Source organism: Mesorhizobium sp. M1C.F.Ca.ET.210.01.1.1 (assembly GCF_004791585.1).
Taxonomy (GTDB): domain Bacteria; phylum Pseudomonadota; class Alphaproteobacteria; order Rhizobiales; family Rhizobiaceae; genus Mesorhizobium.
In genome coordinates, this window is sequence record NZ_SRUU01000021.1 from 55,648 (window position 1) to 78,109 (window position 22,462).

General features: G+C 64.1%; 29 protein-coding genes. 10 read left to right on the top strand and 19 right to left on the bottom strand.

All coding sequences use genetic code 11. The annotated features are described in order from the left end of the window. Positions 1 to 58: 58 nt before the first annotated feature. From EN853_RS22095 to EN853_RS22105, 3 genes are all read right to left on the bottom strand, one after another. Positions 59 to 343: a DUF982 domain-containing protein gene (locus EN853_RS22095; RefSeq protein WP_127861475.1), complete on the bottom strand. Its 285-nt coding sequence runs from the start codon at positions 341 to 343 to the stop codon at positions 59 to 61. Positions 344 to 369: 26 nt separating this feature from the next. After that, the gene (locus EN853_RS22100) at positions 370 to 672 is read right to left on the bottom strand and encodes a DUF982 domain-containing protein (RefSeq protein ID WP_127861474.1); all 303 of its coding nucleotides are present in this window, start codon (positions 670 to 672) and stop codon (positions 370 to 372) included. A gap of 457 nt (positions 673 to 1,129) precedes the next feature. Continuing rightward, positions 1,130 to 1,372, bottom strand: a complete 243-nt coding sequence (locus EN853_RS22105) for a DUF982 domain-containing protein (RefSeq protein ID WP_127861473.1) — start codon at positions 1,370 to 1,372, stop codon at positions 1,130 to 1,132. A 290-nt stretch (positions 1,373 to 1,662) separates the two neighbouring features. Between EN853_RS22105 and EN853_RS34080 the strand changes: the two genes are divergently transcribed. Then, positions 1,663 to 1,827: a hypothetical protein gene (locus tag EN853_RS34080; protein WP_167524553.1), complete on the top strand. Its 165-nt coding sequence runs from the start codon at positions 1,663 to 1,665 to the stop codon at positions 1,825 to 1,827. Positions 1,828 to 1,975: 148 nt separating this feature from the next. Here EN853_RS34080 and EN853_RS22110 read toward each other — a convergent pair whose 3' ends face one another. After that, positions 1,976 to 2,221 (bottom strand): DUF982 domain-containing protein, encoded by a 246-nt coding sequence (locus EN853_RS22110; RefSeq protein ID WP_127861472.1) that lies wholly within the window; start codon positions 2,219 to 2,221, stop codon positions 1,976 to 1,978. A 131-nt stretch (positions 2,222 to 2,352) separates the two neighbouring features. Further along, a complete protein-coding gene (locus tag EN853_RS22115) occupies positions 2,353 to 2,550 on the bottom strand; it encodes a hypothetical protein (RefSeq protein ID WP_127861471.1) in 198 nt (65 codons plus the stop codon). A 441-nt stretch (positions 2,551 to 2,991) separates the two neighbouring features. Between EN853_RS22115 and EN853_RS22120 the strand changes: the two genes are divergently transcribed. The 3 genes from EN853_RS22120 (at position 2,992) to EN853_RS22130 (ending at position 5,349) form a co-directional block, all read left to right on the top strand. Next, positions 2,992 to 3,351, top strand: coding sequence for a metalloregulator ArsR/SmtB family transcription factor (locus tag EN853_RS22120; protein ID WP_127861541.1), 360 nt, complete (start codon positions 2,992 to 2,994; stop codon positions 3,349 to 3,351). A gap of 214 nt (positions 3,352 to 3,565) precedes the next feature. After that, positions 3,566 to 4,108 (top strand): cytochrome b, encoded by a 543-nt coding sequence (locus EN853_RS22125; protein ID WP_127861470.1) that lies wholly within the window; start codon positions 3,566 to 3,568, stop codon positions 4,106 to 4,108. A 452-nt stretch (positions 4,109 to 4,560) separates the two neighbouring features. After that, positions 4,561 to 5,349: a fumarylacetoacetate hydrolase family protein gene (locus EN853_RS22130; RefSeq protein WP_127861469.1), complete on the top strand. Its 789-nt coding sequence runs from the start codon at positions 4,561 to 4,563 to the stop codon at positions 5,347 to 5,349. Between the two features lie 10 nt (positions 5,350 to 5,359). On the opposite strand, the gene EN853_RS22135 is transcribed toward EN853_RS22130, so the two are convergent. The 5 genes from EN853_RS22135 to EN853_RS22155 form a co-directional block, all read right to left on the bottom strand. Then, entirely contained in the window at positions 5,360 to 6,166 is an 807-nt protein-coding gene (locus EN853_RS22135; RefSeq protein WP_127861468.1) for an ABC transporter permease, read from the bottom strand. A gap of 4 nt (positions 6,167 to 6,170) precedes the next feature. Next, on the bottom strand, positions 6,171 to 7,004 hold the full coding sequence (locus EN853_RS22140; RefSeq protein ID WP_127861467.1) for an ABC transporter permease: 834 nt from the start codon (positions 7,002 to 7,004) through the stop codon (positions 6,171 to 6,173). A 22-nt stretch (positions 7,005 to 7,026) separates the two neighbouring features. Then, positions 7,027 to 8,139, bottom strand: a complete 1,113-nt coding sequence (locus tag EN853_RS22145) for an ABC transporter substrate-binding protein (RefSeq protein WP_127861540.1) — start codon at positions 8,137 to 8,139, stop codon at positions 7,027 to 7,029. Positions 8,140 to 8,219: 80 nt separating this feature from the next. Next, positions 8,220 to 9,314 (bottom strand): ABC transporter ATP-binding protein, encoded by a 1,095-nt coding sequence (locus tag EN853_RS22150; protein WP_127861466.1) that lies wholly within the window; start codon positions 9,312 to 9,314, stop codon positions 8,220 to 8,222. Positions 9,315 to 9,681: 367 nt separating this feature from the next. Continuing rightward, positions 9,682 to 10,569 (bottom strand): LysR substrate-binding domain-containing protein, encoded by an 888-nt coding sequence (locus EN853_RS22155; protein ID WP_127861465.1) that lies wholly within the window; start codon positions 10,567 to 10,569, stop codon positions 9,682 to 9,684. Between the two features lie 82 nt (positions 10,570 to 10,651). Here EN853_RS22155 and EN853_RS22160 point away from each other — a divergent pair, with 82 nt between their 5' ends. The 3 genes from EN853_RS22160 to EN853_RS22170 all read left to right on the top strand — a co-directional run bounded on the left by EN853_RS22160 (position 10,652) and on the right by EN853_RS22170 (position 14,871). Continuing rightward, on the top strand, positions 10,652 to 12,244 hold the full coding sequence (locus tag EN853_RS22160) for an amidohydrolase (protein ID WP_167524560.1): 1,593 nt from the start codon (positions 10,652 to 10,654) through the stop codon (positions 12,242 to 12,244). A gap of 30 nt (positions 12,245 to 12,274) precedes the next feature. Then, positions 12,275 to 13,207: a dimethylarginine dimethylaminohydrolase family protein gene (locus EN853_RS22165; protein WP_127861463.1), complete on the top strand. Its 933-nt coding sequence runs from the start codon at positions 12,275 to 12,277 to the stop codon at positions 13,205 to 13,207. A gap of 224 nt (positions 13,208 to 13,431) precedes the next feature. Further along, positions 13,432 to 14,871, top strand: coding sequence for an FAD-binding oxidoreductase (locus EN853_RS22170; RefSeq protein ID WP_127861462.1), 1,440 nt, complete (start codon positions 13,432 to 13,434; stop codon positions 14,869 to 14,871). Between the two features lie 160 nt (positions 14,872 to 15,031). Here the strand turns inward: EN853_RS22170 and EN853_RS22175 are convergent, their stop codons facing one another. Beyond that, entirely contained in the window at positions 15,032 to 15,211 is a 180-nt protein-coding gene (locus EN853_RS22175; protein ID WP_127861461.1) for a hypothetical protein, read from the bottom strand. Positions 15,212 to 15,347: 136 nt separating this feature from the next. Between EN853_RS22175 and EN853_RS34085 the strand changes: the two genes are divergently transcribed. Both EN853_RS34085 and EN853_RS22180 read left to right on the top strand, forming a co-directional pair. Continuing rightward, complete coding sequence (locus EN853_RS34085; protein WP_167524561.1) at positions 15,348 to 15,608, top strand: hypothetical protein; 261 nt, start codon at positions 15,348 to 15,350, stop codon at positions 15,606 to 15,608. Between the two features lie 3 nt (positions 15,609 to 15,611). Next, a complete protein-coding gene (locus EN853_RS22180) occupies positions 15,612 to 15,872 on the top strand; it encodes a hypothetical protein (RefSeq protein WP_127861460.1) in 261 nt (86 codons plus the stop codon). Here the strand turns inward: EN853_RS22180 and EN853_RS22185 are convergent. The 5 genes from EN853_RS22185 to EN853_RS22200 form a co-directional block, all read right to left on the bottom strand. After that, positions 15,869 to 16,573, bottom strand: coding sequence for an SOS response-associated peptidase (locus EN853_RS22185; protein WP_127861459.1), 705 nt, complete (start codon positions 16,571 to 16,573; stop codon positions 15,869 to 15,871). The genes EN853_RS22180 and EN853_RS22185 overlap by 4 nt on opposite strands. 79 nt (positions 16,574 to 16,652) lie before the next feature. Continuing rightward, positions 16,653 to 16,871, bottom strand: coding sequence for a hypothetical protein (locus EN853_RS22190; protein ID WP_127861458.1), 219 nt, complete (start codon positions 16,869 to 16,871; stop codon positions 16,653 to 16,655). A gap of 576 nt (positions 16,872 to 17,447) precedes the next feature. Then, the gene (locus EN853_RS22195) at positions 17,448 to 18,002 is read right to left on the bottom strand and encodes a dihydrofolate reductase family protein (RefSeq protein WP_127861457.1); all 555 of its coding nucleotides are present in this window, start codon (positions 18,000 to 18,002) and stop codon (positions 17,448 to 17,450) included. A gap of 84 nt (positions 18,003 to 18,086) precedes the next feature. Continuing rightward, positions 18,087 to 18,233, bottom strand: coding sequence for a hypothetical protein (locus tag EN853_RS34090; RefSeq protein ID WP_167524562.1), 147 nt, complete (start codon positions 18,231 to 18,233; stop codon positions 18,087 to 18,089). A 248-nt stretch (positions 18,234 to 18,481) separates the two neighbouring features. Further along, positions 18,482 to 19,024 (bottom strand): phosphatase PAP2 family protein, encoded by a 543-nt coding sequence (locus EN853_RS22200; RefSeq protein WP_127861456.1) that lies wholly within the window; start codon positions 19,022 to 19,024, stop codon positions 18,482 to 18,484. 38 nt (positions 19,025 to 19,062) lie between these two features. On the opposite strand from EN853_RS22200, the gene EN853_RS22205 reads away from it, so the two are divergent. After that, on the top strand, positions 19,063 to 19,545 hold the full coding sequence (locus tag EN853_RS22205; protein ID WP_127861455.1) for a DUF2127 domain-containing protein: 483 nt from the start codon (positions 19,063 to 19,065) through the stop codon (positions 19,543 to 19,545). Positions 19,546 to 19,702: 157 nt separating this feature from the next. Here EN853_RS22205 and EN853_RS22210 read toward each other — a convergent pair whose 3' ends face one another. The 3 genes from EN853_RS22210 to EN853_RS22220 form a co-directional block, all read right to left on the bottom strand. Further along, positions 19,703 to 20,125 carry a hypothetical protein gene (locus EN853_RS22210; protein ID WP_127861454.1) on the bottom strand — a complete coding sequence of 141 codons (423 nt, stop codon included), beginning with the start codon at positions 20,123 to 20,125 and terminating at the stop codon, positions 19,703 to 19,705. Between the two features lie 115 nt (positions 20,126 to 20,240). Beyond that, entirely contained in the window at positions 20,241 to 20,807 is a 567-nt protein-coding gene (locus tag EN853_RS22215) for a cytochrome c (protein WP_127861453.1), read from the bottom strand. Then, on the bottom strand, positions 20,804 to 22,324 hold the full coding sequence (locus EN853_RS22220; RefSeq protein ID WP_128357052.1) for a multicopper oxidase family protein: 1,521 nt from the start codon (positions 22,322 to 22,324) through the stop codon (positions 20,804 to 20,806). Before EN853_RS22220 ends, EN853_RS22215 begins: the two co-directional genes overlap by 4 nt. Between the last annotated feature and the right edge of the window lie 138 nt (positions 22,325 to 22,462).

The following is a 22,462-nucleotide window of genomic DNA, read 5'->3' on the forward strand; positions in this document are numbered from 1 at the left end:
CGAATATGAGAAGATGGGGCGCCCGAACTGACCTGTGTCGAGCGCACCACTTTAGGCGTCAAACGTGAGTTGGCCTAGCTTTCCTCATGTCGGGAGGAATTGCTCCATCCTCAATGAGGATGTCCTTCTTGCGCGCAAAGGCGACGAAAACACCTCTCGCCGTTTCGGCCTCGATGTCTCCGATCAATGCGGCTTTGCAGGCGCGGATGGCGGCCTTTTGTTCGGGGCTGTTGCCGCACCAATCGATTGCAAATTGGTAGGCGTCGACAACCGTATTCAGTTGGCGCGGGAAGCCCAATCCGACCCAAACGCGGACGGGCTTTTCAAAGGGCTTGGAAAGCATCGCGAACTCCCTGCTCCGCGATGACTTTAGGCAGCCAATCCACCGCCATGGCCGTTCTTCCCGGTCATCCAAGGTGGCGGGGCGGTCACGTCCTCGAGGATTCTGGCCGATTTCGCAAAACCGCAAAAAGCACCCCGCGCCGCCATCAGCGGGTAGTCGCTGTCGAACGCTCTTTGGCAGGCCCGAAGGGCTGTTTCATAAATCGGACCGCGTTTGTGTTTCGGCCACTCGTAGAGAAATTCCAGGGCGTCCTCGATGCACGCGATTTCCTGGATGAGGCTGTTCCCGCTCTTCACGAAAACAGGGCTGTCGAAAATCCGATCGTTCATTGTTTCCTCCAAGCGAACGAACAATTGAGTTTCAGGACAGGCGGAGACCGACAGCGGTTCGCGCCCAGTGGCGATATGGGTTTGTCGATTTTGACAGTCAAGGTTCCGCGCGTGAGTTGGCGGGTCATTCCCTCGAATTTTGATCTGGATAAAACGCTTCGGGCGAGCCTTACAAAACGAAGCCCGCCAAGCCCGGTCGAGATGGTCGAAGCGACGGTGACCGAGGCGCGATCCCGAAGCTCGGCAACCGACGCACTGCAGAATCAAGCCCGCCCCGGCGATGGGTAGCCAGGACGGGCTCGGCTTGGGTCTGGAACCCTGTAGTCACGAGACTACACGGGAGAAACAGGTCGGCAGCGACAAATGTTCCGAAGTTTTTCTCGGGTTGCGGCATATAGGCCGACCGGACAACGGGGCGAACTGGTGCCGGTTTTTCTAACTGGGACTAAGGAGCACTCTAGGCCAGCAGGCCGGCGGCCTTCGCCGCCCTGCGCAGGGTCTTGCGGGCTTCGACTGGACTTCTCAAGCCGTCGAGCGCGTCGCGACAAGTGCGGCTTGCCGACCGCCAGGCGCGGTCACGCGCCCGTCTTGGCCAGCGCTGGTCGAGGCATTCGACCGCCTCGAAGCAGCTCAAGATCTTGTGTTGTCCGCTTGGCTCGAAATCGATCACGACCGGTTCGGAAAACCAGACGTCGTTCATCACATCCTCCGTTGGTATGGTGGTCTTTTGATCGCGGCGCCGGCAGGCGCCGCTTGGATGCGAGTCCAGGGTGATTGGCGGACCCGCGCGTTAACCGCCCACCGCCGATAATGTTCCGAAGAATTTTCGCGATCGGCGATGGTCCGCGCGGGATCGGTTCGCAGGCCGGATTCATTCCGCCGGGACTGCGTCGGGCGCGGCTCAAAACATATGACCAAAGTCACTGGCTGCGCCGCCGCCCGCGGCGATAATCAGGTCCGACACGCCGTTGAAACGCGGGAAGACCTCTCATGCTGATCGCCGTGCTTGCATCCACCATGACCGTCGCCACGTTGATGGCGACCGCTTTCGGGCTCTACGAGGAGGCTGAGCGCAGCCGTCTGCACACCGAAGCGGATCGCAGGCAACCGTTTCGGCCGGCGCGCCGGATCCAAGTCGATTCGCACGGCCGATAGGTGCCGGCGCCGCCGGGCATGTTCATTCCGCTCTACCTGGTCATGTGCTTCCTGCGCGCCGCAATCCTGCTCTCTCCAGCGGTCTTCGCGGTGCTGGTGCTTTTGTGGCTCTTCTACCGGTAGGCAGGGCGTCGAGCGCGCCTTGGGTCTACTCAACCAGCACATGCGCTTCGCGCGCGGCGCTTATGAAGGCTTCTCGGGCATTGTCGGCCGGAATGTCGCCGCTCATTGCCCGGCGGCAGGCGCGCAGCGCCGCGCCATGTTGCGCGCTGCCGGCATCCCGCCACTGGCCGGTCAGCAATTCGATGGCCTGCTGCGCGTTGGAAATGTGTCGGATCGAGCCTGCCACGCCGACGGCGACTTCGACTGGCCTGGAAAACCATCCCTGGATCATCGCGACCCCCTGATGCTTGTGCGCCCTGATGCGTTGTGAGCAGATGAGAAACGCGTAACTGCCCGGCAGGTTTCATCCCGATATTTCAACAGGATGTGAGCAAACGCGCCGGCAGCGGACATGGTCTTGGTCTATCTGCCGAGCGGCTTGCGCGACAGTTCGACGAGTTCCGCCTCGTCGGTGATGCCGGCCATGTAGTTGGCGATGATGCGCGAGGCGCGCGCCTCCTTCTGCTCTTCGGTTTCTCCGTTGACGCGCCCGCTCTCGAAGACGCGCCCAAACAGGGCCGTCTCGGCGGGTGTGAATGTGTTTCGCGAAATGTTGGACATGGGCTTCTTCCTTCAGCTCATGTCCCCCTTCTTCCCCGACCAATATTAGCACGGGTTCGGAAACGAGGGTGAGTCTTCACGCAGACGGCGACGATGCGCGTCGTTCCCGACGCGGGCTTTTCATCTCATGGTCTGGCCCGGAGGCATTGCCCGGATACTGGACCAGCTTCGCTATATCCTTGCTGAAACAACGAAGCGCTGATACTCATTAGCGGCGCGGAATTATTCCGAGTCTGCGCCAACTTGCGTCGTACAACAATGCGGCGCATGCTGTCGGAGACCAATATCTCGACGTGGTGGCAACCGGGTTACGACGGGATTTGGTCGAACAAAGAAGCAGGGCAGGCTCCGATTCCATGTCGAAGCGGGCCCACCAAATGCTCTGGAATTCTGAAGCCATTGCCCCCATGGCCTCGGAAGAGCATGAACATGGGGAAATCGATGGTGACGAAGAAACTTACCTCCAACGCAGAAAGCGCGGCAGCCTTTCTTGCGGTGATGGGCAACGAGAAGCGTTTGCTCATCATGAACTACCTGGCCGAGGGCGAACTGTCGGTCGGCACGCTCGCCGACAAGGTCGAACTCAGCCAGTCCGCACTCTCTCAGCATCTGGCCAAACTGCGCAGGTTTGGCTTGGTCGACACCCGCCGCGACCGCCAGATGGTCTACTACTCCTGCAAGTCGTCCGCAGCGCGTGAGCTCCTCGCTCTGCTTGACGGCCTGCTGACGATGGACAAGCCGCTCGCCGGTCCGGCCCGGCAGGCTCTTGTCGAAAGGATGCGGCGGCCGCAGGCCGCCTGATCGACTGCGACGAGGCGAGGCCGGGGGGCCTTCGCCTTGCGCGGCCCCGCTCTGCCGGGGCGGCGAACAGGTGAGCCGACCGTGCGTACGGCGCGGGGCATCTGTTTGCGCTCTCTTGTCAATTGGTCGAAGTCTTACCGATTCTTAATATAGCGGTCACAAGTCTGCCAGGAACACGCCCGAAACACGGGTAAGTGTCCAACGGAGCCGCGCGATGGCCGCCATCACCACCTATACGTCCATTCAGAAGTTCTTGCATTGGGCTCTCTTTGCCCTGGTCGTTCTGCTCTATGGTCTAACCTTTGGCGAAGAGTTCTATCCGCGTGGCGATCCGGCGGTCGACGCCATTTGGCGATTGCACATTTCCTTCGGCCTCCTGCTCGCTGCGTTTGTCTTGTGGCGGGTGCTGCTGCGCGGCGTGAAGGGGGCGCCTGAGCTTCCGGCCGAAATGTCGCCGCTCGAGCAGACCGCCGCGAAAGTCGGACATTTCGCCCTCTACGCGTTGCTCGTCGCGCTTCCCGTCCTCGGCATCCTGTTGACCTGGTTCAGGGGCGACTCGTTGAGCTTCTTCGGCCTGTTCACTGTGCCGGCTCCGTTTGCTGCGGACAGAGCGACCGCGCGCACCATCCGCGAACTTCACGAGCTCTGCGCGAACGGCATACTGATCGTGGCCGGCATACACGCCCTGGCCGCGCTCTATCATCACTTCATTCGCCGGGACACGATCCTGACCAGGATGCTTCCGGGGAGCCAGTAGTCGGCCGGTGCCGTTCTCACGGGTATTGGCCGTGGTCCACGCCGGTTCGGCTCGGTGCCTCGTTGGCGTCCCCATCACTTTTGATTGAAGCGACGCTGCGCCGGCGAGGCCCTGGATGCGCAAGGCGATGAAAACACGCGTCTTTTCGCCGGAGCTGATGGCTCTTGCCAGCTGGAAGATTACGGATTTGTAAATCGCCTGCCGGACCTCCGTTGGCTAAGCTTTCCCGCGATCCACACCCCCGGATCATCACGAGCCAGACTTCCACTTTGGCGCGGTTAAGAGGTCCGCCGCTCCCGGCGGGCCTCTTTCGCTGGTCGCCGATGTGGACTCCCGATTCCTGGTCACCTATCGTGCGGACGAGTTCATATCGTCGCGCAATGGTCGATGCCGGGCTCCCGATCCACGAAGCGGCGGGCAGCGGGGGCATCGTTTGATTTCCGGGGCTGAGGATGCTCGATCCAGAAAAGGCCAGGGCCGCTTCGCGCCTGCTGGTGAGCCATTGGGACAACGGCACCCGTCTCGATGCGATACCCGAGGCGTTGCGGCCACGGACGCGCGCCGAACGTTATGCCGTCCAGTCGCATGTGATGGATCGCTCGGCGGCGCCGCTTTTCGGCTGGAAGATCGCAGCGACCAGCCTGGCAGGGCAACGGCACATCAACGTCGACGGTCCGATGGCCGGGCGCCTGCTGGCCGAGAAGGCGGTCGAGGTCGGCGGCGCTGTTTCGCTGGCGACGAGCAGGATGCGCGTGGCAGAAATCGAATTCGCCTTTCGCTTCGGCCGCGAGATCAGGCCGCGCGCCGAGCCCTATGAGATCACCGAGGTGATGGATGCCGTGGCGACCGTGCATCCGGCGATCGAGATACCGGATTCGCGCTACGACGATTTCTGCGCGGTCGGGGCGCCGCAGCTCATAGCCGACAATGCCTGCGCCAATCTGTTTGTCATCGGCGAGGCCGTGGAGGACGATTGGCGCAATGTGGATCTCGCCAAGCACCCCGTGGCCGCCTTCGTTGCCGGAAAGTCGCGGCATGATGGAACGGGGGCCGCCGTGCTGGGCGATCCCCACATCGCGCTTCAATGGATCGTCAACGAATTGTCCGGCCTGGGCATCGCGCTCCAGCCGGGACAGGTGGTGATAACCGGCACCTGCGTCACGCCGATAAGCGTCGAGCCCGGCGATGAAGTCGCCGGGGATCTGGGCAGGTTTGGTCGCGTCTCGGTCAGGTTTGTCTAGGCTGGACGCTTCAGCGCCCGCTGCGCTGCCTTGTGATGACGCTGCGCACGGCAAGCACCAGCACGGTGATGATGATCAGGATCACCGACAATGCCGCGATCGCCGGGTCGATGTTGTCGCGCAGGCCCATCCACATCAGGCGGGGCAGCGTGATCGCGTTGACCGAGGTGATGAACAGCGTCACGCCGATCTCTTCCCAGGAAAGCACGAAGGAGAGGAGCGCCGCGGTGACGATGCCGAACTTGATGTTGGGCATGATGACGCGCGTCGCGCGCTCCCACACGCTTGCGCCAAGGCCGCGCGCGGCGAGGTCGATGCGGCGGTCGAGCTGGCTCAGCGAGACGAGGATCAGCACGGTGGCGAAAGGCACCGTCATCACCGAATGCGCCATGGCCACACCCAGCCAGGTGTCGTAGCCGAAGAAGGACGAGATGCCGGAGATCGAGGTGAGCAGGAAATAGAGCGTCACCGCCGAGACCACCGGCGGCACCACCATCGGCAACAGCACGAAGCCGACGAGTGCGGCCGTGAAGCGCGGCTGGAACATCCACACGCCCAGGCTGAAGGTGAGCGCCAGCACCGTGGAAAGCGCGCTGCTCACCACGCCGATCCGGATCGACAGCAGGATGGACTCCAGCCAGCGCGGGTCCTCGATCAGCGAGCGGTAGTGGCGCAGCGACAATTCCCCCGTCGGCATCGTCAGCATACGGCTCGGCGTCAGCGACACCGGGACGACCGCAAGCAGCGGCAAAAGCAGGAACAGCGCCACAAGCACGGCCAGAGCGAGCGAGACGGGACCGGGGCGGTATGTGGGCATCGCGCTACACCAATTGCTTCGGTTTGACGTAGCGGAAAAGCAGCGCCATCAGGGCGCCGACGAACACCACCAGCACGACGCTGATCGCAGCACCCAGCCCCCAGTCAGGGCTCTGGAAGATGCGCAGGTAGATCAGCTCGGCGATCATCACGCTGCGGCCGCCGCCGAGGATCGCCGGCGTGACAAAGAAGCCGAGCGAGAAGACGAAGGTGATCATCGCCGAGCCGATGATGCCGGAGCGCGTCATCGGCACGAACACCGTCCAGAAGGTGCGCATGCGGCTGGAGCCCAGGCCGCGCGCCGCGAGCAGCACGCGCTCGTCGAGGCTGCGCATGGCGGAGGCCAGCGGGAACACCGCGAAGGGGATGAGGAAATGCGACATGCCGACGATGACGCCGAACTCGTTGCGCACCAGCGTCAGCGGCTCGGAGATGAAGCCGATCGATTGCAGCCAGGTGTTGATCAGGCCGCGGTTGGACAAGAGCGCCACCCAGCCGAAGGCGCGCGTCAGCACCGAGATCCAGAACGGCACCAGGATGCAGAACTCGGCGAGCACGCGCTGCACCGGGCTGCCGCGTACCCAGACGACAGTAATGGCGTAGGCGGCGGTGACCGAGACGACCGTGACGATCGCCGCGATGCGCAGCGTGCGGATGAACACCGATTGCACCAGGTCGTCGGTGAGCAGGGCGTGATACTGGCCGAGGCCGGGTGTGGGGAGGGTGAAACTCCACTTCACCACGCCGAGGAAGGGCCAGGCATAGGCAAGGACAAGGAACAGGAGCAGCGGCGCCATCAACAGCGCCGCGCCCATCCTGTCGGAGAGGGTGCCTCTCATCAGTGCGAAAATCCCCGCCCGCTCAGGCGGAGATGATCTTGGTGTATTCGTCGAGCGCGGCGCCGTAGTTCTTGGCGTACCAGTCCATGTCGAGCGCGATCTGCTTCTTCATGTTTTCCGGATCGACCGGGTTGATGCGCTTCTTGTCGGCCGGGATCAGCGCATCCGCCGCCGGGTTTGCCGGGCCCTGGCCGAGCTTGTCGAACATCACCAGTTCCTTCTGCGGGTCCTGGGTGCTGGCGATGAACTTCATCGCCGCTTCCTTGCCGCCGGGATTGTTCTTCAGCACCGCCAGCGCGCCGGGCGAAATCAGGCCCTGGTCCCAGATGAACTTGATCTGGCCGCCGGAGTCCTGCTCGATCAGCGAGGCGCGCGTCGACCAGACGATCGCCATCGAAGCTTCTCCGTTGAGCAGCACGCTCTGGCTTTCGGCGCCGCCGCCCCAGTAGGAGACGACGTTTTCCTTGAAGGCGGCGATCTTGTCATGCGCGCGCTTGAGGTCGAGCGGATAGAGCGAGGCCGGCGCGACACCGTCGGCGAGAAGTGCTGCCTCCCAACTCGACACGCCCCATTTGTAGAGCGAACGCTTGCCCGGGAATTTCTTGACGTCGAAGAAATCGGCCATGCCGGTCGGCGCGTTGGAGCCGAATTTCTGCGAGTCGTAGGCGATCACATAGGAGAAGAAATAGGTCGAGGCGGCGTATTCCCAACCAAAACCCTCGCGCATCTTCTTCTTGTCGACGATCGTATAGTCGATCGGCTCGAGCATGCCCTGGCCGCCCAGCGTGATGGCCGAGAACGGATCGACGTCGACCAGGTCCCAGGTCGGAGCGCCGCTCTTGAACTGCGCGGCGATCGCGCCTTCAGTCGGGCCTGAGCCATCCATCTTGACCGGAATGCCGGTGTCCTTGGTGAAGGCCTGGCCGTAGGCCGCGTCGTAAGCCGTGATGGCGTCGCCGCCCCAGTTCACCAGCACCAGCCCCTTCGTCTCGGCGAAAGCGCCGGTCGAGCGCAGCAGCATCGGCGTGCCGGCAAGCACCAGGCCCGCAAGCTGCGCGAACTGGCGGCGCGAGATCTCGCCGCGCTTGGTCCTCTCGGAAAGAGACTCGATCGCCTGTTTCCGCGTGTTGTTCATATCGTCGTTCATGTCAGTTCCCCTTGTTTTCGTTGATCTGATCCGGAAGCCGGTGCGGCGATTTCAGGCCGCTTCGGTGCTCATTGTCCTCCGTCCGGAAGGAGGAAACCTTTTTCCGCCGGCCAGGTCAGCCAGACGGAATTGCCTTTGCTGAGAGCCGCCGCCGCGACCTCGTTCGGCACCGAGACTGTGACCTTCGCGCCCTGGCGCGTGGTGAGGTCGAGCTTGGTCGCGGCACCGAGATAGGTCGAGGCGACAGCCGTCGCGGCAATGCCGTTTTCGCCGGTCGTGGCCTCTCGTGCGATCGACATATGCTCGGGGCGGATGGCGAGGATAGCGTCGCCCTTGATCGCTTCGGCCTTGCAGCGCATGTTGACCGCCCGATCCTCGCAGACACCGATGGCGCCGTTGTCGGCGGGCTTGACGCCTTTCACCGGCAGCATGTTGATCTCGCCCAGGAACTCGGCGACGAAGCGGTTGGCCGGCCGGTCGTAGACCTCGTCCGGCCTGCCGACCTGCAAGAGCTTGCCGTGGTTGAAGATGGCGACGCGCGACGACAGTGCCAGCGCCTCGCTCTGGTCGTGGGTGACGAAGACGAAGGTGGTGCCGGTCTCCTGGTGCAGCCGCTTCATCTCGGCTTGCATCTGGCCGCGCAGGCTCTTGTCCAGCGCCGAGAACGGTTCGTCGAGGAGCAGCACGCCCGGTTCGAACACCAGCGCCCGGGCCAGCGCCACGCGCTGCTGCTGGCCGCCCGAGAGCTGCGCCGGCAGTTTCTTCTCGTGGCCCTTGAGGCCGACGCGCTCGATCATCTCGCCGACGCGCTGCTTGATTTCTGAAGCCGTTTTCTTGCGCACCTTGAGCGGGAAGGCGATGTTCTGTTCGACGCTCATATGCGGGAACAGCGCGTAGCCCTGGAACACCATGCCGGCGGCGCGCTGCTCGGCCGGGCGATCGGTGATGTCGGCGCCGTCGCTGAAAAGACGGCCCTCGCTCGGCTGCACGAAGCCGGCCAGGATCATCAGGAAGGTGGTCTTGCCGGAGCCGGACGGCCCGAGCAGCGTCAGGAACTCGCCGCGGCCGATATCGAGCGTCAGATTGTCCAGCGCCCGGAACGAGCCGAAGCTCTTGCCGATCCCGTTCGCCTTGATCTCTGCGGCCCGGCCGGGTTGCTGCATTCCTGCCTCTTCCTCAGTCTCGGATGAAATCGTAGGCACGGCGCGCGTTCACCGCAACCGAATAGTTTTCGCCTGATCGGCAAATTTGATTCACGGGTGGCGAGGGTTGGTGGGTGGCCGGAGCGTTTTCGGGCGTTCGGCGTGCTCACGAACGTTCGCGATTGCCAAAGCATTCGTGCCCTCGTCATTCCAAGGCGGAGCAAGGAGCGAAGCGACGCGCGCAGACCCTGGAATCCATGCCGTTACATACGAACGTTGCAACGGTCCAGAATTCTCGCCCGCCGCACCCTTGGGCCAAGGTCACGGCATGGATCCTCGGGTCAAGCCCGAGGATGACGACCGGAGAGGGCGACGGCCCTCAATCCGCCTAAAGCCTGTTCTCCGAGAGCTTCGCCCTCAGCCACTCGCCGAAGGCATTGAGCACCGGATGGCCGGCCTTGGCATGCTCGAAGACCAGATAATAGGAGCGCGGCGAAGGCACCGTCGCCTCGAACGGCTTGACCAGCCGGCCTTCGCTCAGCGCCCGGCGGCCGGTCAACTCGTCGCCCATGGCGATGCCCTGGCCGGCGATCGCCGCCGAGAAGACCAGGTTCATGTCGGAAAAGAAGATGCCCCCTTCTGTGTCGGGATTTTCCACCTTGGACAGCGCCAGCCAGCGCGCCCAGTCCTCGGTGTCGGAGAGATGCAGCAGATTGGCGCGCAGCACGTCGGCGGGCTTGGAAAAGCCGCCGACCTTGTTGAGCAGGGTCGGGCTGCAGAGCGGCGTGAAGGAAACCTCGCACAGCAGCTCCACCGCGCGGTTCGGCCAGTTGCCGACGCCGAAGGCGATGAAGGCGTCAGCCTCCGGATTGCTGACGTCGTCGAGGCGCCGCGGCGTCAGCACGGACAGCGCCACATCCGGATACATCCGCTGGAACTCGCCGATATGCGTGCACAGGAACATCGAGGCGAAGCCCGGCGGACAGGAGATGGCGAAGGACCCGCCGACGCCGGCGCCGCTGTTCTGCGTTCCCGCGTCGCCAAGCACGGTCAGCGCCTTCCTCACATCGGCCGCGTAGCGCTGGCCGCGCGGCGTCAGCGCCACCCCCTTGCCGATGCGCTGCAGGAGGTCGAAGCCGAGGTCGCGCTCGAGCAGGCGAAGCTGGTGCGAGACCGCACTGCGGGTGAGGTGGAGCTCGTCTGCGGCGCGCCACACGCTGCCGTGACGAGCGAAGCTGTCGAGGGCGCGCAGCGCCTGCGTGGAAGGTATGCGCAAGAGGCCTCAGGTGAACCGAATTTGCACGAGCCGGGAAAACATATCACTTTTTGATGAGCCGCTTCACTGCTTTCTTTGCGGCATGGAGAAACCGGTGACGACCTCCGCGCAGGAAACCGCGCTCGCCTGCATCGACGGCATCCAGCCGCTGTTGTCGACCTGGACGCGCACCATCTTCGACTTCGGCGAGACCGCCTGGCGCGAGTACCAGTCGGCCGCCTGGTATGTCGACCGGCTGAAGCGCGAGGGCTTTTCGGTCGAGGAAGGCTCGGGCGGCATGCCGACCGCCTTCTGCGCGCATTGGACGAATGGCGACGGCCCGACCATCGGCATGTATGGCGAGTATGACGCCGTGCCCGGCAACTGCCAGGATGCCGCGACGGTCAAGCGCCCGCGACCGGGCCTGGGTGTTGAGGCCGGCGGCCACACCGATCCGCATTCGGGCCTCGGCATCGGCAGTCTCGGCGGCCTGCTCGCTGCCAAGGCCGCGATGCAGCAGCACGGTATAAAGGGCACTTTGCGCTTCACCGGCGAGCCGGCCGAGAAGGTGAGGGGCTCCAAGCCTATCCACGCGGCCAAGGGCTATTATGACGGCCTCGCCGGCATGATCTCCTTCCATCCCTTCTACATGCTGCCGCTCTGCAACACGGCGCGCTGGGACACGCATTGCGGCGCGGCCTATGCGATGATCTACCGCTTTGTCTGCGACGAACCCGAGGATTGGGTTCGCGCAAGCGATGCGGCACCCATCCCGCAGGCGCATTCGGCGGTCCGCGCGCCCGGCGCCAATGACGCACTGATGATGATGTACATGGCCTGCAAGGCGCTGCGCGATTCCATGCTGCCGCACCAGGGCGGCTGGTCGATCAGCGAGGCGATCCTCACCGCGGGACAGGCGACCGCCGACAACCTGCCGGCGGGGCTCGCCGAGATCCAGTACATGATCCGCGTGCCGACCATTGCCATGGCCGAGCAGGTGACCGCCGTGCTCGACCGCAACGCTGAAGCCGCCGCCAGGATGAGCGGCTGCCGCTACGAGCGCCACTGGGTGTCGAAGTCGCGGCCAGGCCTCGCCAACCACGCCATGGCCGACATCACCTATGCGGCGCTTTCGACGGTCGGTGCGCCGCAGTGGGGCGAAGAGGCGAAAGCCATCGCGCGCGAGATCCAGGTGAATGCCGGCGGCGAGGCGACCGAGAATCCTTTTATCGACGAGCTGGAGCGGTTGATCTCACCGCAGGAGGCCGAGGCGATCCTGCGCCGCGATCTGCCGCCTTCCCAAACCAATTCGACATCCGACGATTACACCGACATCAGCTGGCACGCGCCGACATCGCGCTTCTACGTCGCCCGCCCGGCGCTGCGCGCGGCGGATGGCCACGCCTATCCCTCCTGGGTCATGAATGCGCTGGGCGGTATTTCGGCGACCATCGACCCGATGGTGACCTGCGCGGCGAAGGCGGTTGCGCTCACCACGCTGCGCCTGCTCGAGGACAAGACCGCGCGCGATGCCGCGATGGACGAGTTCGTCGCCCGCACCGGCGGCGGCGTTGGCGGCTTGAACTGGATCGCGCCGCTCTGTGACTATGACCCGCCGATCCATTTCCGCTGGCCGGAATATGTCACCACTGCGCGCGGGCGCGACTGGTGGATACCGGCCGCCTCCAGCGCATGACACGCAACAATGCCAATCGAGGAGAACCCCATGACCGTCCATGACCGCATCGTCGCCGAGCCTTTCTCGCTGCAGCGCCGCAATCCCAATGGCGGCACCAAGCCGCTGACCGCCTGGGGGTTCGCCAACGAGACCGATCCGCTGACCGACGTGCTGCTCGGCTCGCCCAATTTCCTTAGGCACCTGTCGACCAGCTCGCTGTCGAGAAAGCATTTGCGCGAGGCGCCCTGCAACATCCAGATCGCGCAGGCGCAGCACAAGGACCTCGTCGCCGCCTACGAGCATTTCGGCGTCAACATCCACTGGCACGAACCGACTCCGGAACTGCCGATGCAGGTCTATTCGCGCGACTCCAGCGTCATGACGCCCTACGGCGCCTTCATCACCGCCATGGCCAACTGGTGGCGGCGCGGCGAGAACTACGCCGCCATCCGCACCTATGAGAAGCTCGGCATCCCGATCTACGACATGGTGACGGCCGGCACCTTCGAGGGCGGCGACTTCAACGTCATCGAGGAGGGCGTGGTGCTGATCGGCTGCGGCGGCGCCCGCACCCAGGAAGAGGGTGCGCGTCAGGTGCAGGCCTGGTTCGACAAGGAAGGCTGGGAGACCCGCATCGCCTTCATCGACGAGTATTATGTCCACATCGACCTCATGGTGGTGCCGATCGCCGAAAAGCTCACCGCGGTGTGCCTCGCCTGCACCGAGCCCGGCATCGTCGACTGGCTGAAGGGCAAGGGCCACGAGATCATCGACGTGCCCTTCCAGGATACGATGGCGCTCGGCTGCAACTTCATGTCGCTCGGCAAGGACAGGGTGATCGCGCCGACGTCGAGCAAGAGCCTGATCGGTCAGCTCAAGGCGCGCGGCTTCGAGGTCGCGGCGGTCGACATGAGCGAGATCTCCAAGACCGGCGGCGGCATCCACTGCATGGCGCAGGCGCTGAAGCGCGTGAAGGCGTAAGGGCGCGCGACCGCAAAAAGGTCACGCAACCGGCAAAGCCGCGATCCTTCGCCCCTTCTGCCCTGCCGGACAGAGGGGCTTGGGGCTGAACTGTCCGGCTTCATCTAGCTCAGACGATCGCCGTTCCACGCGGGCCTCGTTGCCGGCGAAAACTTGCGCGGCGTCTAACATAAGAGCACACTAAAATTCAGGGAGGGGCTCACAAACAAGATCGGGAGGAAATCATGAATGCCATGAGTTTCACCACCCTTGAACGCGGCAAGACGACCGTCGATGCCGCGGCACTCGAAACACTTTCGGCGCAAATACGCGGCACGGTGCTGCGGGAAGGTGATGCCGCTTATGACGGGGTCCGCGGCATCTGGAATGCCATGATCGACCGGCGGCCCGCGCTGATCGTGTGCTGCGTCGGCGCTTCCGACGTCGTCACCGCGGTGAATTTCGCCAGGGAGAATAAGCTTCTCGTCTCAGTGCGCGGCGGCGGCCACAACATTGCCGGCAGTGCTGTCTGCGACGGCGGCCTGATGATCGACCTGTCGCTGATGAAATCGGTGCGGGTCGATGTCGGCGCGAAGCGGGCATGGGTCGGACCCGGCGCCACGCTTGCCGATGTCGACCGGGAAACGCAGGCTTTCGGACTGGCGCTGCCGACCGGCATCAACTCGACCACCGGCATTGCCGGCCTGACGCTGGGCGGCGGCTTCGGCTGGATCACCCGCAAATTCGGGCTGACCATCGACAATCTGGTTTCCGCCGACGTCGTCACCGCCGACGGCAAGCTGCTGCGCGCCAGCCAGAGCGAGAACCCCGACCTGTTCTGGGCTCTGCGCGGCGGCGGCGGCAATTTCGGCGTCGTCACCGCTTTCGAGTTCCAGCTCCACCGGTTCGGACCGCAAGTGCTGTCTGGGCTTGTCGTCCATCCCTTCGCCGAGGCCGGGAAGGTGCTGAAGGAATATCGCGAAGCGCTGGAAACCGCCCCAGACGAGCTGACGTGCTGGGTGGTCATGCGGCAGGCGCCGCCGCTGCCCTTCCTGCCGGCAGAATGGCACGGCAAGGAGGTGCTGGTGCTGGCCATGTGCTATTGCGGCGACATCCAGGCCGGCGAAGAGGCGACGCGGAAGCTTCGCGCCATCGGCACGCCGATCGCCGACGTCGTCGGTCTCAATCCGTTCACCGGCTGGCAGCAGGCCTTCGACCCGCTGCTTGCGCCCGGCGCCCGCAACTATTGGAAGAGCCACGACTTCACCGAGCTTTCCGACGGCGCGATCGAGGCCACCACGGCGGCGATTGCCAGGCTTCCGGGTCCCGAATGCGAAGTATTCTTCGGCCATGTCGGCGGCGTGGCGGGCCGCGTCAAGACGGATGCCACGGCGTTTCCGCAGCGCAGCTCGCATTTCGTCATGAACGTCCACGCCCGATGGCGCGAACCGGCCATGGACAAGGCCTGCATCGACTGGGCTCGCAGCATCTATGACGCCACAAGGCCCTATGCCGTGGGCACGGCCTATGTGAACTTCATGCCGGAGGACGAGACCGACCGGGTCGAAGCAGCCTATGGCGACAACTATCGCCGGCTGCTGGAGATCAAGCAGCGCTACGACCCGCAGAACCTGTTCCGCATGAACCAGAACCTGCGTCCGAAGCACGGTCTGCGTGCCGCCTGAAGCCAGGCGTCTGCCTGCGACAGCCGGTCGGCGTTCGTCAACTACCGGCGATGCGGAAGGGGCACCGCGCCAGAACTGCCAATCTCCCCCCAAGTGGGGGAGATGTCCGGCAGGACAGAGGGGGGGCGCCGTAGAGCGGAAACAGCGTTGGTAGATAGGATCAGCGCATCACCTTGCGTGGCGCCGTCAGCGCATCCAGGCGATCCTGCAGATGCCCGTTGAGCACGATCATCTCCTTCAGCGCCTTCACAGGATCGCCTTTGTGCGCAGCGATGAAGCGCTCGGCGATCACCTGAAGCGCCGCTTCCTGGCGACTGTCTAGCCTGACGATGTGATCCATGGCGAGGCTCCCTTTGGCTCACATTAGCATGTGAACAAAAAGTGAACAAAAATGTCAAGAGTGAATTGACTCGGCGAGGAATGGGTTCCTATTTTTGTAGGGATGGGGCGGTCGCTCGAGATATGGGAGAGCCGCGTTGGGCAAACGGAAGGGCCGCTATGACAGATTGTTCCAGTCGGACGCGGAGGCGATCATTCGCGATGCGCTGGCGCTACGCCAGACCGTGCTGGCGGCGCAGCTCAACCTCAAGACCAATGGCGAAATGTATTGGCGGATCAATGGGTTGGTGGAGCGGCTGCATGAGGTGATGGGCGCGGTCGCGGGCAGGGAGCCCGATTTCCGCGCCGCCTGGCTCGGCCTGCTGCCGCTGCCCGAGGATTGCTCAGACCGGACATGAGAGATGGCCGGACCCATGGACAGCGTCGGCCGGGCGGCCAAGGCCAACATGCTGCTCATCGTCGAATGCCGCCACTGCTACCATGTCGGCCGCTTCAAGGCGAACGACGTGGCCAAGGTGGCCGGCTGGAACAAGCCGCTCGAAGCCGTCCGCTTCCGCTGCAAGCGCTGCGGCCGCAAGGACACGGAGGTCAAGACCCAGTTCATCGACCAGGACCACCCGCCCAAGGGCTATATCTGGGTGCTGCAGAAGGCGAGGGGTTAAAACAACGATCCCTGCGCCGGCGGCTCAGCCGGAAACTTGATCTGAGTCGCCGGCTTCTCGACGATCACCAGCGCGTCGTCCGGGGCGGGGCGCTGCAGCTTCTTCGCTTCCGACCATGGCGCGGTGAGCCACAGCTCGGTCTCCTCCTCTGTAGTCAGGATGACCGGCATCGCCTTCTCGTGGATCGGCACGATCAGCGCGTTGGGCCTGGTCGTCAGGAAGCCGTAAAGCTCGTGGTCGCCCGGGCCTTCCTTCACCTTGCGCACGCCTTGCCAGGGCGTCCACAGACCGGCGAAGAAGAACAGCGGCCGCTCTTCGCTGAGAGCAAACCAGAAGTTCTTCTGCACGCCGGTTTCCGGATCCTTGTCACCGGGCTTGGGCGAGGGCTCGGCAAAGCTCGTCACAGGCACCAGGCAGCGGTTCTCGACGCCGAGATAGGGAAGCCAGTGGGCATATTGCGGGTTGCGGATGTTGGTCGTGCCGGAGTCGGCGTTGCCGCGCATGCGCTCGGGCGGCGTCGGCATGCCCCAGCGCAGCCTGGCGAGCTCGCGGCTGCCGTCGGCGGCATTGCGCACCACCGGCGCCGACTGGTTTGGGTAAATATCGACCGAAGGCTCGAGGTTGCCTGAAATGTCGCGCAGCGCGCGGGTCCACTGGCGGATCGCCTCCTGGCTGGTGGTGATATTGTAGAGATTGCACATCGGCAGCACTTCCTGTCCGCCGATTGTTCCCGCATTTTCGCGCCAAGCGCAAACCACCCGTCACGGAGGGGGGCCAATGTCAGCGCCCGCGGCCGCCGCGCCGCCTTGTCTCGATCGGCTCTTCGGTCGGCGGCTCGCCCGGCAGCCCCAGCCGATGGCGCTCCTCCTCGGCGAAGGCCTCGGCTTCCGCATGGATATCGAACAGGCGATGGGTCAGCTCGTCGCCTTCGACGACGCGCACCAGCCATTGGCCGTTGATGAATTTCACGCTGACACTTTCCGGTTCGCCTGCCACCATGAATGGCCCCAGCGCTTTGGCCCAAGAAATTGATCCCCGAACGGCAATACGATCTAGCGTGCGTTAAGTTGCTGCAAGGTTGTTCTCCTTGGCCTTTAGTAGGAGATTTGGTGCTCGATGCTCGCAAATTTCCGATTTTATAAAGAAATGTCGAGCAAACGCCGATCGGGTTGGTCAAAAGCCCCGCCTCAAAATTTGATCGGGTGCGCTCTTGGCGAAATTCGACTTCGATATGCCGTTCGGTCCGCGCAACGACAAGGCAGCGTGTCTCGATCGCGCCCACGCGGCTTGCAGGGCCGGACATGTCTGGCGCGCGATGGGGGCTGGTTCGAAACGGATGTTTTGACGCGGCCAAAGGCTCGCCGGCGGCCCGGCAGCCTGGGGGGGTGTATGGGTTCGGCGGCCGGGCCTGACCGGAGTTTGCGAGCCTGCCGGCTGCATCGAACATGCTCTTGTGCTCATGCAAGGGCAAGAACGACCTAGGCCCTAGGACCAAAGCAGTGGGAGCGCCGCAAACGGCCGAGCGGGCGGCCTTTCCCCCTTCTTCCGGCCTCGCCCGTCTCGAACTTGCGGCGCTCAGGCAGGCGCGTACCGCAGCAGCGTCACGCCCTGTGAAAGCCTCTCCCTGCCAAGCGGCGTCAGCGTCAGCGACGATCCATGCTGGAAATACGGCTTGCCGCCGCCGAGCACGACCGGATGCATGTAGAGCCGGTACTCGTCGATCAGGCCCGCGCGGGCGAGATGCGCGGCCAATCCGGCACCGCCGACGCTGATCTGGCCCTCCGTCTCCGCCTTGAGCGATCTTGCCGTCGCGACGGCGTCGCCATTGGCCAGGCGGGCATTGGCGCCGACCTCGCCGAGCGTCGTCGAAAACACGATCTTCGGCGTCTCACGCCAGGCGCGGGCAAAATCGCGCTCGACCTCGGTGGCGGCGGTTTCCCGCTCCGGACTGTCCCAGAAGCGCATCGTCTCGTACAGGCGTCGCCCGCAGAGCGCGATGGCGGTCCGCCGCATGTCCTCGTTGAAATGCCGGTGCAATTCTTCCCCGGGCACCGGCAGGTCGATATTGCCGCCCGGCCCGGCGATGTAGCCGTCAAGCGACATCAGCATCGAATAGACGATCCTCGCCATCGGCGCCTCCATTCTGGCGACGCCAAGGATGCATATCCGATTGCATTTTGCAATCGGTTTATGAAAATGAAGGCCGGCCGCTGATCAGAAGCCGAGGAACTGCTTGCCGACGAAATAGCCCAGCGCCACGACCACCAGCGGGAAAAGTGCCGGCGCGATTCTGCCGAGTGGCGAGGGTCTTAGCTCCTTCGCCGGAGCGTTGGGTTTGGCATTGCCGATGTTCTTGGTCATGGGTCCATGCCGGGTTCGTTGCCGGGGTGACCAATAATATTAGAAATCGCTGATTAATTTTCTCACAATCTGATCGGTGCAATTTGCAGCTATCGCCGGTGGTCGCTATTCCGCCTGCCGGGTTCGTTCGGCGAGCGCGAAGGCCTGCAGGTTTCTCGATTTGCCGAACCCTGTGATGCATGAGCCCGGCATATAGCCGGGCTAGCGCGTCTCTTTTGTGATGCAGGTCGAAATCGCGGCTAGTGTCTCTACAGAATCTTCGTCGCGAAGACATCCAGCCGTGAATTCTCGCGATAGGAAAGCCGCACCGCCAGAGCGGCCGCAAGCCCGGTAACGGCACCGCCGACGACGTCGCCGGCATAGTGGATGCCGATATGGAGCCGCGACCAGCAGATCAGCAGCGCCGCGGCGAACAAGACAAGCGTGCGGCGCTGCAGCGCTTGCATGGCGAAGGCGGCAACGATGGCCATGCTGGCGGTCGCGTGGTCAGACGGGAACGACCAGTCGGCGCTGGGCGCGATGAGCAGATGCGTGACACCGGCGTCGTAGGGCCTGATCCGGTGGACGAAAAGCAGGATGGCCTGGTTGATCGCGAGCCCGAGCAAGAAGGACAGCCCCGCCGACAGGCAGGCATGGCGCACATGGTAACGGTCTGCCTTCGACCACCACTGCACCGCCACCGCGAGCACCATCAGCGGCACGCCGATTTGTGAGATGGCGATCATTGTCGTATCAAGGAGCGGGCTGATGCCGGCAGCCGAGTTGATCCAGTGCGTGAGAGATGCGTCCATTCTTGTCTGGTTTCCCTTGTCTGCCGTGAGGTCGATCGTTGAAGCCCGCCGAAGAGCATCGCATTCATCAGCTCTTTGAGGTCAGCGTATGGCTGAAAGGTGCCCACGCGCTGATCGAGTGCGTCGGCGGCATCCTGCTTTACCTCGTCACCACCGATACCATCGCGTCCTGGGTCAATATGTTCACCCAGGAAGAGCTGATCGAAGATCCGAACGATTTCATAGCCAGCCATTTGTCGCGGATGGCCGGTGAGTTCTCCGTCGCCAGCAAGCAGTTCTATGCCTTCTATCTGCTGAGCCACGGGCTGATTAAGCTTTTGCTGGTAATCGGCCTGCTGCGCGGCAAGCTATGGGCCTATCCGGCTTCGCTCGCGGCGCTCGGCGCCTTCATGGTCTACCAGGTCTACCGCTACTCCTACACACATTCGCCCGGCCTGCTCGTGCTGACCGTCTTCGACGCGATCGTCTTATGGCTGATCTGGCAGGAGTGGCGCATCGTTCGAGAACACAAGCCCGCCTGACTGGCACGGTGTGTTTGCTGCGACAGTGGGGAATCTTCTGACGCTGACGGGACAGCGCCCCCTCCCGACAGGGCAGAGGGGACGCGAAGGATCGCTACGGAGATATCGAGAGCGGCCGGAGTCGCGCCGAGCGGTAGGCCGGCCGTTCCTTTCTCAATCAGGCAGGCACCAGGACGGCGATGCGATGCACGCCGACCTCCTTGCTCGTATTCGTCGCCTCGTCGGTCTTGCCCTTGGAGCAGGTATACATGTCACCCACCTTGAGCTTGAACTCCTTGTCCGCCTTCTTGATGGTGAATGCGCCTGACGTGATCGTGCACACCATGTCGTTGTCCATCACGGTTTGCGGCGCATGCGCTCCGGGCTGAAACACGACATCGACGATTGCGATGCTCTTGTAGGCGGGAATGTCGGAGTTGCCGGTGCCGACTTCCACAAGCCTGACGCCGGGCGCGATCTCCTTGCCTTCCTTCGGACCGTATTTCTTGGTTTTCGCAAACGTTGTCGTCGTGAACAGGGGCGCCACCGCGGCGGCCGTCACGCCGAGAGCAATTGCGGACCTGCGATTGATCGTTTTCATCGCATCCTCCCTAAACCTGTCATGCTCGGATGAGCATGGCCGCAATATATTAGCACAACCTGATTTTACTGTGCAGGACAAGTGTCTGCCGATAGCCGGGCTACTTAGGCGCGCCTCACTCCTGCTTTTGCCGGAACTTCGAATGGCAGCTCGAACAGTCCTGCAGGATGAGGTGCAAGAGGTGTTCGGCCGGCATCGTGGCCGGATTGGCCTCTGCCGCATTTGGGCGCTTGCCGAGCAGGCTGCCGCCATCCATCGGCAGTCCCGCTCCCATGCGCATGTCGTCGCCGATCGCGGCAGGCGCGTTCCCGGCTTTGGCGGCGAGCGCTCCGGCGAGGGCGCCGATATGGCGGGCAAGCGCTTCGAATTCCGGCCGGGCCTGGTCGATCTCCGGCTTGGCGCTGGACGGCGCGCCCAGCGTGCCCGCGGGGAACTCGGCGATCAGGGCAGGGCCAGTGCGGGCGCTGAGCGCGTTCGCAGCCGCCTTGAAGGCAGCGGGCTCATAGGCACGCTTGCCGTCGAACATTTCGGCGATCGCCTTCGCCGCGGCCGCCATTTCCTTCATCGAGGCCTGGCGCGCTGCCACCACAGGATCGCCTGCGGCTGCCGTTTGCGATGGAGTTGCGGTGAGCACGCCGGCGAGCGCCAGCATCATCGCCGCGTACCCGATGCCGGACTTCATGCCTGCACGTCGACGATACCCATCATGCCGAGCTGCTCATGCTCGAGGATGTGGCAGTGATACATGCGCGGCCCCGGCCGCTCCTGGCGCAAAAGCAGCCGCACCGTCTCGCCGCGCGCTACGTTGACCGTGTCCTTCCACGCCAGATAGGGCGGTTTCGAGACCTTGCCGTCGCGCTCGTGCTCGATCACCTGGAACTGCGTGCCGTGGACATGGAACGGGTGGTCCATGTCGGCCTGGTTGACGATCTCCCAGAGCTCGGTCTCGCCGGCCCGGGCGACGATGTCGACGCGCCCCATGTCGAAGGCCTTGCCGTTGATCAGGAAGCCCATCTCCATGCCGGTGGCGTTCATCGCCATGGTCTCGGTGAAGACGAGGCGGCGGCTGACCGCGGGCCGCCCAAGCGGCGCGATCGGCCTCAGTCGCTCGGGCAGCGGCGGCATCGCTTCTCCCGGCGTTTGCGACACATCGACGGTGAGCAGCGTCAGCCCGGCGTCCGCCGGCCGGCCGGCACCCATCCAGCCGCGGTCATAGTCGAGCGTGGTGAGCATTGCGGCGCCCGGCCTGTCGAAGGCGACGACCAGCTCGATGCGCTCGGCCGGGCTGAGCATGATCTCCTCGGCCGCGACCGGCTTCTCCAGCAGGCCGCCGTCCGTCCCGATGATCGTCATCGCCACGCCATCGAAGGCAAGCCTGAGGAAGCGCGCATTGGTGGCGTTGTAGAGCCGCAGGCGCCGCTTCGAGCCCATTGCCACGGCGAGCCGCGGGTTCTTCTGGCCGTTGACCAGCACATGGTCGCCGACGCGGCCGTTCATCTGGTCGATCATGGTGTTGTCGGGCATCGAGCCGTCGGCAGCAAGGCGAAGGTCGGTGAACATCAGCACCGTGTCGCCATAGGCGGCCGGCACCGGATCGGCCTTGGCCTTGACGACGAAGGCGCCGGCAAGGCCGCGATAGACCTGCTCGGCCGTCTTGCCGTGCGGATGCGGATGATACCAGTAGGAGCCGGCGCTGCCTTCCGGCAGCTCGAAGGCGTAGGCGCGCTCCGCGCCCGCCGCCACCGGGTCCATCGGATTGCCGTCCTGGTCGGCCGGCACCGGCATGCCGTGCCAGTGGATGGTGCTTTGCTCGCCCTCGATCCGGTTGGCGAAAGCGATCTCGACGCGGTCGCCCTCATGCGCCTCGATCATAGGCCCCGGGCTCATGCCGTTATAGGCGAGGATCGGCGTGTCCTGGTCGGCGGCAAAGCGCGCTGTCGCGGGCGCCGCTGTCAGCCTTGCCTTGAACAGGCCAGGCTGGCCGGCCTCGTTGGCGAGCATCGGCAATTCGCGCAGCGCCTCGCCCTCGGGCAGCGCGGCAGGGCCATTCGACATGGCGCCCATGTCATGGCCCGCATGGCCGCCCATTCCCGGCATGGAGTCCATGTCCGACATGCCGTCCATCTTCATCTGCGCTAGCGCGCGAGAGCCCGACAGAATCGTTGCCAGGCCTGCCGCCAGAAAACCGCGTCGATGCATCTTTTTCTCCTGATCGCAATTGGGAAGGCGCGCCGCCGGAAGACTTCGCGACCGAACCTAAGGGTTCCAGTAGCTGGAAGGTCAAGCCCGATCGGACCAGGCTCGTGGATTCGGGGCGAGCCTCACGATCCGGCGCGA

Bases quoted from the DNA above. Each gene is read 5' to 3' on its own strand.
- EN853_RS22165 (WP_127861463.1), top strand. From the start codon at position 12,275: ATGACCGTCCATGACCGCATCGTCGCCGAGCCTTTCTCGCTGCAGCGC.
- EN853_RS22195 (WP_127861457.1), bottom strand. From the start codon at position 18,002: ATGGCGAGGATCGTCTATTCGATGCTGATGTCGCTTGACGGCTACATC.
- EN853_RS22120 (WP_127861541.1), top strand. From the start codon at position 2,992: ATGGTGACGAAGAAACTTACCTCCAACGCAGAAAGCGCGGCAGCCTTT.
- EN853_RS22130 (WP_127861469.1), top strand. From the start codon at position 4,561: ATGCTCGATCCAGAAAAGGCCAGGGCCGCTTCGCGCCTGCTGGTGAGC.
- EN853_RS22215 (WP_127861453.1), bottom strand. From the start codon at position 20,807: ATGAAGTCCGGCATCGGGTACGCGGCGATGATGCTGGCGCTCGCCGGC.
- EN853_RS22185 (WP_127861459.1), bottom strand. From the start codon at position 16,573: ATGTGCAATCTCTACAATATCACCACCAGCCAGGAGGCGATCCGCCAG.
- EN853_RS22160 (WP_167524560.1), top strand. From the start codon at position 10,652: ATGGAGAAACCGGTGACGACCTCCGCGCAGGAAACCGCGCTCGCCTGC.
- EN853_RS22190 (WP_127861458.1), bottom strand. From the start codon at position 16,871: ATGGTGGCAGGCGAACCGGAAAGTGTCAGCGTGAAATTCATCAACGGC.
- EN853_RS22210 (WP_127861454.1), bottom strand. From the start codon at position 20,125: ATGAAAACGATCAATCGCAGGTCCGCAATTGCTCTCGGCGTGACGGCC.
- EN853_RS22115 (WP_127861471.1), bottom strand. From the start codon at position 2,550: ATGTCCAACATTTCGCGAAACACATTCACACCCGCCGAGACGGCCCTG.
- EN853_RS22150 (WP_127861466.1), bottom strand. From the start codon at position 9,314: ATGCAGCAACCCGGCCGGGCCGCAGAGATCAAGGCGAACGGGATCGGC.
- EN853_RS22125 (WP_127861470.1), top strand. From the start codon at position 3,566: ATGGCCGCCATCACCACCTATACGTCCATTCAGAAGTTCTTGCATTGG.
- EN853_RS22135 (WP_127861468.1), bottom strand. From the start codon at position 6,166: ATGCCCACATACCGCCCCGGTCCCGTCTCGCTCGCTCTGGCCGTGCTT.
- EN853_RS22200 (WP_127861456.1), bottom strand. From the start codon at position 19,024: ATGGACGCATCTCTCACGCACTGGATCAACTCGGCTGCCGGCATCAGC.
- EN853_RS22095 (WP_127861475.1), bottom strand. From the start codon at position 343: ATGCTTTCCAAGCCCTTTGAAAAGCCCGTCCGCGTTTGGGTCGGATTG.
- EN853_RS22175 (WP_127861461.1), bottom strand. From the start codon at position 15,211: ATGGATCACATCGTCAGGCTAGACAGTCGCCAGGAAGCGGCGCTTCAG.
- EN853_RS22180 (WP_127861460.1), top strand. From the start codon at position 15,612: ATGGCCGGACCCATGGACAGCGTCGGCCGGGCGGCCAAGGCCAACATG.
- EN853_RS22170 (WP_127861462.1), top strand. From the start codon at position 13,432: ATGAATGCCATGAGTTTCACCACCCTTGAACGCGGCAAGACGACCGTC.
- EN853_RS22105 (WP_127861473.1), bottom strand. From the start codon at position 1,372: ATGAACGACGTCTGGTTTTCCGAACCGGTCGTGATCGATTTCGAGCCA.
- EN853_RS22140 (WP_127861467.1), bottom strand. From the start codon at position 7,004: ATGAGAGGCACCCTCTCCGACAGGATGGGCGCGGCGCTGTTGATGGCG.
- EN853_RS22110 (WP_127861472.1), bottom strand. From the start codon at position 2,221: ATGATCCAGGGATGGTTTTCCAGGCCAGTCGAAGTCGCCGTCGGCGTG.
- EN853_RS22145 (WP_127861540.1), bottom strand. From the start codon at position 8,139: ATGAACAACACGCGGAAACAGGCGATCGAGTCTCTTTCCGAGAGGACC.
- EN853_RS34080 (WP_167524553.1), top strand. From the start codon at position 1,663: ATGCTGATCGCCGTGCTTGCATCCACCATGACCGTCGCCACGTTGATG.
- EN853_RS22100 (WP_127861474.1), bottom strand. From the start codon at position 672: ATGAACGATCGGATTTTCGACAGCCCTGTTTTCGTGAAGAGCGGGAAC.
- EN853_RS22220 (WP_128357052.1), bottom strand. From the start codon at position 22,324: ATGCATCGACGCGGTTTTCTGGCGGCAGGCCTGGCAACGATTCTGTCG.
- EN853_RS34090 (WP_167524562.1), bottom strand. From the start codon at position 18,233: ATGACCAAGAACATCGGCAATGCCAAACCCAACGCTCCGGCGAAGGAG.